Annotated in this window: 8 protein-coding genes and 1 pseudogene; 2 read left to right on the top strand and 7 right to left on the bottom strand. The window is 66.6% G+C overall.

The genetic code is table 11. The features are described from left to right. Positions 1–439, bottom strand: a pseudogene (locus RT131_RS16870) (acetyl-CoA C-acyltransferase); the annotation flags it as partial. Between the two features lie 90 nt (positions 440–529). Between RT131_RS16870 and RT131_RS16865 the strand changes: the two are divergent. Then, complete coding sequence (locus RT131_RS16865) at positions 530–1417, top strand: hypothetical protein (RefSeq protein ID WP_313173924.1); 888 nt, start codon at positions 530–532, stop codon at positions 1415–1417. Positions 1418–1815: 398 nt separating this feature from the next. Here RT131_RS16865 and RT131_RS16860 read toward each other — a convergent pair whose 3' ends face one another. The 6 genes from RT131_RS16860 to RT131_RS16835 form a co-directional block, all read right to left on the bottom strand. Further along, a complete protein-coding gene (locus RT131_RS16860) occupies positions 1816–2430 on the bottom strand; it encodes a superoxide dismutase family protein (protein WP_313173923.1) in 615 nt (204 codons plus the stop codon). A 59-nt stretch (positions 2431–2489) separates the two neighbouring features. After that, positions 2490–3062 carry a superoxide dismutase family protein gene (locus RT131_RS16855; protein WP_313173922.1) on the bottom strand — a complete coding sequence of 191 codons (573 nt, stop codon included), beginning with the start codon at positions 3060–3062 and terminating at the stop codon, positions 2490–2492. 119 nt (positions 3063–3181) lie between these two features. Then, positions 3182–5662 (bottom strand): serine/threonine-protein kinase, encoded by a 2481-nt coding sequence (locus tag RT131_RS16850; RefSeq protein WP_313173921.1) that lies wholly within the window; start codon positions 5660–5662, stop codon positions 3182–3184. A 187-nt stretch (positions 5663–5849) separates the two neighbouring features. Beyond that, positions 5850–7289 carry a nitrogen regulation protein NR(I) gene (gene ntrC, locus RT131_RS16845; protein WP_313173920.1) on the bottom strand — a complete coding sequence of 480 codons (1440 nt, stop codon included), beginning with the start codon at positions 7287–7289 and terminating at the stop codon, positions 5850–5852. Then, on the bottom strand, positions 7282–8337 hold the full coding sequence (locus RT131_RS16840; protein WP_313173919.1) for an ATP-binding protein: 1056 nt from the start codon (positions 8335–8337) through the stop codon (positions 7282–7284). The genes ntrC and RT131_RS16840 overlap by 8 nt, the downstream gene beginning before the upstream one ends. 28 nt (positions 8338–8365) lie before the next feature. Beyond that, positions 8366–9112 carry an N-acetylmuramoyl-L-alanine amidase gene (locus tag RT131_RS16835; protein WP_313173918.1) on the bottom strand — a complete coding sequence of 249 codons (747 nt, stop codon included), beginning with the start codon at positions 9110–9112 and terminating at the stop codon, positions 8366–8368. Positions 9113–9297: 185 nt separating this feature from the next. Between RT131_RS16835 and RT131_RS16830 the strand changes: the two genes are divergently transcribed. Next, on the top strand, positions 9298–9516 hold the full coding sequence (locus RT131_RS16830; RefSeq protein ID WP_312916429.1) for a DUF6500 family protein: 219 nt from the start codon (positions 9298–9300) through the stop codon (positions 9514–9516). Positions 9517–9639 lie beyond the last annotated feature (123 nt).

Here is a 9639-nt window from a genome sequence, read left to right as displayed (position 1 = left end):
CGCGGTTGGCCGCCAGCAGGCGCGCGCGCAGCTTCTTGCCGTAGACGATCGGCACATCGGAGGTGGTATCGGAACCACCGCCGATGCCGGATTCGATCTGCCCCAGGGCGATCTTGTTGGCAACGGTGATGATGCTGTCCAGCGAGGTACCACAGGCACGTTGCAGGGTGATGCCCGGGGTCAGCGGCGACAGCCCGGACGACAGTGCAGCCTCGCGGCCCAGGTTCCAGTCACTGGGATGCTTGATCACCGCGCCCATCGCCACTTCGCCCAACTGCTGGCCATGCAGGCCGAACCGTTCAACAAGCGCCCCAAGCGTACGGACCGACATGCCAAGGTTGCCAACGTCCGAATAAGCGGTGTTCTGACGGCAGAACGGAATGCGGACACCACCGAGGATGGCGACGGGTCGAGCGCTGGGCATGCGGGTACCTGACATGGGAAAGAGTGTTCAAAGTGGCCTGCACGCGATAGCAGGCATAATGGTGTTGAGTGTAGCTTCGAGGCCGTGATGGGCCAACCGCGAATCATGAGCAATTCAAACCCCGACGTGAACGCCCTTGGCGTAGTGGCATTGGAACTGGCTGGCGGCGAGCAGCCCGGCAAGGCAGCCCTGGGCTCCGAGCAGGCTGGTGAACTGGCGGCGCTGATCGGCCGCGACCTGACCAAGCTGGTGCCGCAGGTCAGCGAACTGGACCTGGTCTTCGCCGCGGCGCATTTCGACCCGGCCGAAGTCCTGCGCCCCGGCCTGCCCATTCATCGGCGCCTGGAAGAGCTGCAGATGCGTGCCCCCGGCCGCAATCATGGTGCGCGCCTGCTGGCGTTTGGTGCCGATGCCAATGGCGAGATCCCGCTGCCGCTGCAGGCCGATGCTGCGCTGACCGGCGGTGCGCTGCGGCTGCTGCCGTTCGTGCTGGCTGGCGGCGAAGCGGCGGTGCGCCATGAGGTGCGTGATGCGCTGGAAGAAGTGCTGCTGGCCAATGGCATGGCACAGCCGGACACCGCGCTGCTGGCCCAGAACAGCTTTGCCGCGCAGATCGAACATGCGCGCTATTTCACCGTCAACGACCTGGCCGCGATGATGGCCATGCAGTACGACAACCAGGGCCTGGCGGACTTGTGGCCGATACTGGAGACGGCGATGTTCGCGCCCAACGAAGAACAATGGCTGGAGGCCTCACCCGAACCGTTGCTGCGTTACGTCGGCGGCGAAGTGCGGATGGCCTTGTTCGATCCGGCGGGTTGGTGTGCGCATTACGCGCAGGACAAGAATGACTGCGACCGCCTGCAGCGTGTGTACGAGCAGTACATGATGCGCCAGCGGCAGATGGCCGCGGTGTTGGAAGCGCATGGCATCGACGTGCTGTATGTGCACGTGCATGCCGGGCAGGATGCGAAGGCGTTGCTGGCGCATTGAGTGTGCGCTGGTGAATGCAGAGAGGCCGCGCAAGCGGCCTTTTCTGTTTTGAAGCGGGGTGAAGCAAAAGCAAGAGCAAGAGCACCCCTCCCCAACCCTCCCCTGCGCGTTGCGCAAGGGAGGGGGCCGTGCATGCAGCAAGTTGATGTTCGCCGCGACCTGCCCCCTCCCTTTGCCGGAGGCAAGGGGAGGGTTGGGGAGGGGTGCAGGTGCAGTTGCTGTTGCCTTTTGCCTGGCCTCGGTCTTCCGACCGGAAAGCTCAGCGGCTGATCAATTTGATAGCGCTGAGTGGAGAGCAGGTGCGAAGGTGAAGGCCAAAGCCGAAGCTAGAGCCAAAGCCAAAGCCAAAGCACCCCTCCCCAACCCTCCCCTTCGCTGCGCGAAAGGGAGGGAGACCGTCACTGCACCTTGGTGATCACCGCACAGGCCAGGCGTGCGCCGGCGTTGCCGGTCGGCTGGGTCTTGTAGTCGTCCGGGTCGGCGTGGACGATCAGGCCGCGGCCGACGATGTCGAAACCATCACCCACGCCGACATTGACGTTGCTTGCCACCGGGCCGTCGATATGCGCGTTGCCCTGCGCGTCGGCCTTGATGTTGGGCATGTCGCCGCCGTGATGCATCGCCGCGCTGATGCTGCCGTGCTCGCTGCTGCCCGGATTGAAATGGCCGCCGGCGCTGGTGCCGTCCGGCGCGCTGCAATCGCCCTTCTCGTGGATGTGGAAGCCGTGTTCGCTGTCCGGCTTCAGGCCGGTGATATCGCCGCTGGCGCGCAGTTGGCCATCAACCAGGCTGAAATTGATGGTGCCGGCGACCGTGCTGTCCTTGGTCGGTTGCAACTGTGCGGTTGCGATCGGCTTGGCCATTTCCGGCGGTGCCGCCGGGTCGGCAGCAGGCGCGGTTGCCGCCGGCGCTGCAACGGTATCGGCCGGTGCCGCATCGGGCTCTGCGCCCTTGTTGCAGGCGGTCAGCGCCAGGGCGCTGGCGAGGAACAGGCTGGTGTGGATCAATCGCATCTGGGTAACTCCCTTGCTGGTCTGGATCGAATCGGGATGGGCGGACGCAATGGGCCCGCTCAGCGCACCACGCGGATCACCGCGCAGGCGACACGCGCGCCGGCATTGCCGGCCGGTTGGCTGCGGTAATCGTCGGCCGACGCATGTACCACCAAGGCGCGCCCAGCGACGTCGTTTGCAGCACCACCGCCGAGGGTAACGCCGCGAAGATGAACGTCCACGTTCGCCACGCCTTCAGCATTGGCCTGAAGATTGTCCATGTCACCGGCGTGGTGCGCGCCGGCACCGGCCCGGCCATGCTGCTGCATGGCCGGGTTGAAGTGACCGCCGGCGCTGCTCGCATCCATCGCGCTGCAGTCGCCCTTTTCATGCACATGGAAGGCCGCCTGCTGGCCGCGCGGCAAACCGCCGATCACCCCGGTGATATGCACACCACCGGCTTCCGGCACCAAGGCCAGACGGCCGCTGACCAGACTTGCCGAGGCCGGTGCCAGATTGGCTTCGGCCATCCTGGCGGTGCTGACCGTCGCCACCGGCGGCGGTGGCGGCTCGGGCTTGGTACGCGGGCTGGTGCCGCAGGCGGCAAGCAGCAAGGTGCTGGTGGCGGTGATCAGAAGCAGGCGCTGGCGCATGGGGAACTCCTTTGATTACGTGCCGACAAGGCTCACGGCCTGGCCTGGCAAGGTGTTGCTGTAAACAGGTCGTGCCAACGATGCCTGTTTGCGGCGCAGCGGTCGAGTGCGGGTTGCATTCAATCGGCGCCACCCAATACGGCAGTCGCACCCGCCTCCGCCGCTTCCACCTTCTGCAATGTGGCCCGAACATCGCGCAGCGCGCCTTCGTGCTGGTCACCATAGACTTCGCGCATGGCCGCCAGCGCCGCGCTGGCGTGCCGGTGGGCATTGATGCGCTCCCCCATTGCCAGTTCTGCCTCGGCCAGGCCACGCAGGACTTCCGCGGTGATGTGGTTGGCGCGGCCCAGGCTGCGATCTGCAATGGCAAGCAGGGCTTTCTGCTCGTCCCGCGATGCGCTGGCCTGTCCTGCTGCCAGCAGCCAGTTGGCGTGGTTGTGCCGTGCGACCACGGTGGATTGCGATTCCGGACCAAACCGGCGGGCGTTCCACTCCATGGTCGCGCGATAGTGCGGCCCTGCTTCCTGCACCTTGCCCTGTTCACGCAATGCGCTGCCCAACATGCCGCGCACACCGATGGGATAGCCGTTGTCTGGGCCATAGATGCGTTCGTAGGCGGACAGCAACTGCCGGAGCTCAGGCTCGGCACCGGCAAAATCGCGCATGCGCAGCCGTGTCGTCACCAGGTCACGTCGTGCCACCAGGGTCAGCGGATGATCGCGTCCGTTGATGCGTGTGCGCCGCTGCACCACGTCATCCATCAGGGCGATGGATTGGGCGTAATCACCGCTGGTGGACAGCAGGTTCGCATAGCGTTTGACCGCATCCAGTCGTTGCTGGTCATCCGCGGGGGCGATACGGATGAAGCCATCCAGCGCCTCCTTGGCCAGCGCCAGTGCTTCGGGCGCCTTTCCCTGCACGAAACGCACCCAGGACAGGCGTGACTGCATGTCGTAGGCCAGCCAGAGGTGGGCTGGATCGCCAGCACGTGCCCTGGCGATACCCTCATCCAGTACCGCTTGCGCCTCGCTGTTCCTGTCGCTTGCTACATAGGCATCGCCCAGCACCTGCAATGCGCGCAGGCGTTGCAGCTCCATTACCCCGGGATGTTTGTCGGCCAGTTTGCGTATCGCTTCCAGGTGGTCGATGGCGCGCTCATCTTCACCCAGCACGATCTGGTTGATGGCAATGATCAAGCGCATGTCCGCAAGCGTGTCCGGGTAGGCAGACAGATCCTGCGGTGCCCGCCGCGACGCATCGTCCAGTACCCGCAGCATCAGGGTCTTGTCCAGGTCCTCGGCCATGGCCGGGTCCATGCTGTCCAGCACCGATGCCAGAAAGCCGGAAGACACCTTGGCGCGCGCGGCTTCCTGGCGTGCTTCGCGCAGGGACCAGGCCGTGGCGACCAGGCCCGCCACCAGCACTGCGACGACAGCCGTTGCAGCCCCGACCATCAGCCGATTGCGGCGCACGAACTTGCGCAGCGACAGCAGGCCGGTGCGGCCTGCCGCCTGTGGCGGATAGTGGCGCAACCAACGACGCAGGTCTTCGAGCAACAATGATACCGACGCATAGCGCTCCGCTCGCTCGGTGCGCAGGGCCTTGCTGGCAATCGCGTCCAGGCCATCGCGCAATTCCCGCAGCAGCTGCGTCGGCTTGCTGCCGCGCGCAGCGGCAAGTTGCTGCTGCCGCTCCGGCGCGAGGCTGCGCAGGTGCTGCGATGGTACCTGCAGCAAAGGCGCCTGCGGCCGCGCGCCGCAGGCCAGTTCGTAGAGGATCGCACCGAGTGAGTACACGTCGCTGCGCGCGTCAACATCACTGCCCGGCAGCGATTGCTCGGGGCTCATGTACCCCGGCGTGCCACCGCCGCCGCTGATCTCCGTACTCGCGGTTTCCATGGCGATGCCGAAATCGATGATCTTGGGCATCGCCTGCCCGTCAATGCTGCATACCAACACATTGCCGGGCTTGAGGTCGCGATGGATCACGCCCTTCTGGTGTGCGTGCTGAACGCCTTCGGCGACCTTTACCAGCAATTCGATGCGTTCGCGCAGGCTCGATGCGTGCTGGTCGCACCAATCGGTGATGGCTTGGCCCTGGATGTATTCCATGACCAGGTAGGCGCGTCCCTCCGGGTCGATGCCGGCATCATGGATCTGCGCGATGGCTGGATGCTGCATCTGCGCCAGCAGCCGGCATTCGTACTCGAAATGCAGGTGACGACGTTCGCTCAATGCCTGCGAGCGCACCAGCTTCAGCGCGACCTCACGTTCATAGGCACCATCGGCGCGCTGCGCCAGATACACCTTGCCCATGCCGCCTGCGCCAATCATCCGCTGCACCGACCACGGCCCGAACCGGGTGCCTGCGGCGATGTCGGCCTCATCCACCTGCAGCAGCACTTCTGCCGCGCGTTGCAGTGGCTCGCGCAACCTTCGTGTCGCGTCCCCGTCGGCAGCGAGCAACGCCAGCAGCTCCTGTCGCAACTCCGGGGTCTCGTCCGTCTGCGCATAGACGAAATCGATGCGTTCGCTTTCCGGAAGATCGGTCGCCTGGCTGAATAATTCGACCAGCCGGCGCCATGCCTCGGCACTCAACATGGGTAGGACCGCCGCGCCGGCAAGGCCAGCTGCTCATGGACCCGCGCGGGAGACGCCGCTGCAGCCCTGCAATGCACGCAGAAACAAGGGTTCATAAGCGCGTTCCCATCCGCCAACGCCGCCGTCGGCTCCATGGGGAGCCGAGTATACATACCGCCCTTCGGCGGGCACCGAAGGAGCTGGCAACTCAGCGGCGCCGGCTTGGCCCGAGTTTGCGGGTAACGGTGTTGCGCCCCAGTCCCAGCCGCGCTGCGGCATCTGCACGGTGACCGCCGGTAACGTCCAACGCCACCTCCAGCAGCACATTGTCCAGGCGCTCGCGTGCTTCGGCATGCAGGCCGTGGGCACCTTCGGCCAGACGCTGCCGCGCCCAGGCGGCCAACGCCCGATCCCAGTGCTGCGGCGCGACCGCCGCCATGCTGGCTGCCGCGCGACCGCCGCGGTTCAGCGCGGCCTGCACGTCTTCGGCCGATACGGTGTCGGCCACGGCCAGCGCCGCCAGCCGCCAGCAGACGTTTTCCAGCTCACGGACGTTGCCCGGCCATTGGTGCTCGCGCAGGGCTTTGACGGCGGCAGCGGACAGGCGCTTGGGCGGCATGTCGAGGCGGCGGGCGGCGTTGGCCAGGAAGTTCTCGGCCAGCTGCGGCACATCGCCCAGGCGCTCGCGCAGGGGCGGCAGCAGCAGGCGCACCATGTCCAGGCGATGCAGCAGGTCGGCGCGGAAACGGCCTTGCTCGACCAGGGTTTCCAGATCCTGGTGGGTGGCCGCGACCACCCGCACGTCGACGCGGATCAGCTCGCGGCCGCCGACGCGGAAAAACTCGCCCTCGGCCAGTACGCGCAGCAACCGCGTCTGCAGGGCCAGCGGCATGTCGCCGATTTCATCCAGGAACAAGGTGCCGCCGTCGGCCTGCTCGAAGCGGCCGATGTGGCGTTTGCTGGCACCGGTGAAGGCGCCGGCTTCGTGGCCGAACAATTCGCTTTCCAGCAGTTCGGCCGGGATCGCGGCGGTATTGAGGGCGACGAACGGCCCTTTGGCGCGCGGGGATTCGCGGTGCAGCGCATTGGCGACCAGCTCCTTGCCGGTGCCGGTCTCGCCGTTGATCAGTACCGACAGCGGCGCCTGCGCCAGACGGCCGATGGCGCGGAACAGCGCGCGCATGGCCGGGGTGTCGCCGATCAGCTGCGGCGGGCCTTCGTCCCTCGCCGCCGGTGTTGGCGGCACCACCGGCGCCGGCAACTCCTCGGCCTCGGGCAGCGCGCGCCGCGCCAGCTCCACCGCATCATCCAGATCGAAGGGTTTGGACAGGAACTCATGCGCGCCGCCACGGAAGGCGCCGGCGGTGCTGGCGACATCGGTATACGCCGACATCACGATCACCGGCAGCTGCGGGTGCGCGGCCTTGAGCTTGTCCAGCAATACCAGGCCGTCATCACCGGGCATGCGCACGTCGGTGAACAGCAGGTCCGGCACCGGTTGCCGCGCCAGGGCATCCAGCGCCGCAGCCGCACTGTCGAAACCCTCGACCGTATAGCCGGCATCGCGCAGGGCGGTGGTCAACACGAAGCGCACCGAGCGGTCGTCATCGACCACCCAGACGGTCGCAGCCTGTGTGGACTTATGCATCGCTCACCTCCGGCGCTTCCTCAGCGGCAGGCAGCGGTAGCAGCACGGTGAACACGGTGTGTCCGGGGCGCGAGCGGTAGCTCAAGGTGCCGCGATGCTCGCGTGCGACCTGCTGCGCCAGCGCCAGGCCCAGGCCGGTGCCTTCGGCACGGCCGCTGACCAGTGGCAGGAACAGGTGCTCGGCCAGTTCTTCCGGTACGCCGCGACCGTCGTCGGCCACTTCCAGGCGCAGGGCCAGCGCATAGGGCTGCTCGGCAATGCGCAGGCCGTGCTCGACACGGGTGCGCAGGGTGACGCTGGTGGCGCCTGCCTGGATGGCGTTGCGCACCAGGTTCAACAAGGCCTGGGTGAGACGGTCGGCGTCGCCGGGGAACTCGGGAATGCTGGGGTCGTAATCGCGCAGCAGGCGCACCGACCAGCCGGCTTCGTTCTCGACCAGGCGCAGCACCCGCTCCAGTGCGGCATGGATGTTCAGCGGCGCATGCGGGCGCTGCGGTGCCGGCGACAGCAGCTGTTCCAGCAAGGTATTGAGGCGTTCGATCTCGGCGCCGATCAGTTCGATCAGCTCGCGCTCGTCGGCATCGCGGCCGCTGGCGCGGCGCGCCAGCAGCTGGGCGGCGCCCTTGAGGCCGGCGAGCGGATTGCGCAGTTCATGGGCCAGGCCTTTCAGCGCCGCGCTGAAGGCGCCGGGCAGCACCTGCGCCGGATCGGCGCCCTGGAACTCGTCCACCGGGTGCGCTTCCAGCAGCCAGCCGCCCTGCTCCAGCGCGCTCAGCCAGCCATCGGCGAAGCGCGGTGCCTCGCCTGGCAGGGCCAGGGTCAGCCGTGGCAGGCGGCTCATGTCGGTGGCCGGGTTGGCCAGGCGCTGTGCCAGCACCTCACCCTGCGCTTCCAGCGACACCAGCGGCTGGCCAAGCAGGCGCCGCACGCTGACCCCCAGCCAGCGGCAGAAGGCCGGGTTCGCCCCTTGGATACGGCCATCCGCGCCACACCAGACCAGTGGGGTGGCCAGCAATTCCGGGGTCGGCGAGAAATCGGCGTCGGTCATTGCACCAATATAGTGCAAAGCGGCCGCATCACTGCTTCTGCAACAGCAGGGAATGCAGGATGCGGGCGTCCTCGGCATCGAGCTCGGCCGGCAGCGTGTCGCTGCCGCGGAAGCGGCGGTGGAAGGCGCGTGCGGCGGCAGCCCGGTCGTCCAGCGCATAGCCGAAGGCCTGCATTGCCATCCAGCTGTCAAAACCGGCCGGCGCCGGGCCGTGCTTCGGGTCTGGCCACAGGCCGAAACCGGCTTCGGCCAGCTGCTGCCACGGGAAATAGCGGCTGGGGTCGGCCTTGCGGGTCGGTGCCAGATCGGCGTGGCCGATGATCTGGCTGCGCGGGATGTTGAAGCGCGTGCACAGGTCCTCGAGCAGGCGCAGCAGGCTGGCGATCTGCGGTTCGGTGAAGGGGCTGCTGCCGTCGTTGTCGATCTCGATGCCGATCGAGGTGGAGTTGAGATCGGTGAAGCCGCCCCAGCGGCCACCACCGGCATGCCAGGCACGTTCGCCATCGGCCACCAGCTGATAGAGCTCACCATCGCTGCCGACCAGGTAGTGCGAGCTGACCTTGCCGCCGCTGTTGGCACTGCGCAGCGTGTCCAGGCTCTGCTGCACCGAGTTCTGCTCGGTATGGTGCAGCACGATCAACACCGGCTGGCGGTCGTTGTAGTTCGGCGACGGCACCCAGTGCGCGAGCGGATTGCGCTCCGGTGTGGAGGTACAGGCGGTCAGCGTGGCCAACAGGGCGAGCGGCAGCAGCAGTTTGGTCTTCATATGGGCCATTGCACGTTGCCGGGCGTTGCTTTGCAAGTGCATCCAGGCATGGCACGGCGGATGCGTCGATGTGGACTGCATGCATTGGAGGGCCTGCTCAGGAAGTGGGAGCCGCGACCGCGTTCGGCTGCGGATGACTGGCCGTTGTGGCTAGGCTATGCAGACGAAGTGCTGTGATGTCTGCCGGAGCAACCATGCGTGATTCACTGAAACAGAAGATCGTTGCGGTCTGCGATGCGAAGATCGCGGCGAAAGGGCCGACGGTCGGGGTGTCGTTCTATGCGTTCTTCGCCAACCGCAATGACGACCCTGAGTTGTTGATGGAAGCGGCTACGTGGTGGATCTCGATCCATCGCCTGGATCATTTCGAGAAGGCTGAGAAGGTGAAGGCGCTGGTGCTGGCTGAGGGCTGACGCCCCTTGGGTTTCTTTGGCTTGGTTCCGGTCGTACGGTGATGCTGCTTCGGCTTACCCTCTCCCCAACCCCTCTCCCGCAGGGAGAGGGGCTTCAGAGCGGTAGTGCCGAGCCATGCTCGG

Source organism: Stenotrophomonas sp. (assembly GCF_032066555.1).
GTDB lineage: Bacteria > Pseudomonadota > Gammaproteobacteria > Xanthomonadales > Xanthomonadaceae > Stenotrophomonas.
The sequence above is the reverse complement of the archived record's forward strand: the minus strand, read 5'-3'. Positions and strand labels throughout refer to the sequence as shown.

Coding starts and splice junctions, on each gene's coding strand:
- RT131_RS16855 (WP_313173922.1), bottom strand. CDS start 3,062: ATGCGCCAGCGCCTGCTTCTGATCACCGCCACCAGCACCTTGCTGCTT.
- RT131_RS16835 (WP_313173918.1), bottom strand. CDS start 9,112: ATGGCCCATATGAAGACCAAACTGCTGCTGCCGCTCGCCCTGTTGGCC.
- RT131_RS16850 (WP_313173921.1), bottom strand. CDS start 5,662: ATGTTGAGTGCCGAGGCATGGCGCCGGCTGGTCGAATTATTCAGCCAG.
- RT131_RS16840 (WP_313173919.1), bottom strand. CDS start 8,337: ATGACCGACGCCGATTTCTCGCCGACCCCGGAATTGCTGGCCACCCCA.
- RT131_RS16865 (WP_313173924.1), top strand. CDS start 530: ATGAGCAATTCAAACCCCGACGTGAACGCCCTTGGCGTAGTGGCATTG.
- RT131_RS16830 (WP_312916429.1), top strand. CDS start 9,298: ATGCGTGATTCACTGAAACAGAAGATCGTTGCGGTCTGCGATGCGAAG.
- RT131_RS16860 (WP_313173923.1), bottom strand. CDS start 2,430: ATGCGATTGATCCACACCAGCCTGTTCCTCGCCAGCGCCCTGGCGCTG.
- ntrC (WP_313173920.1), bottom strand. CDS start 7,289: ATGCATAAGTCCACACAGGCTGCGACCGTCTGGGTGGTCGATGACGAC.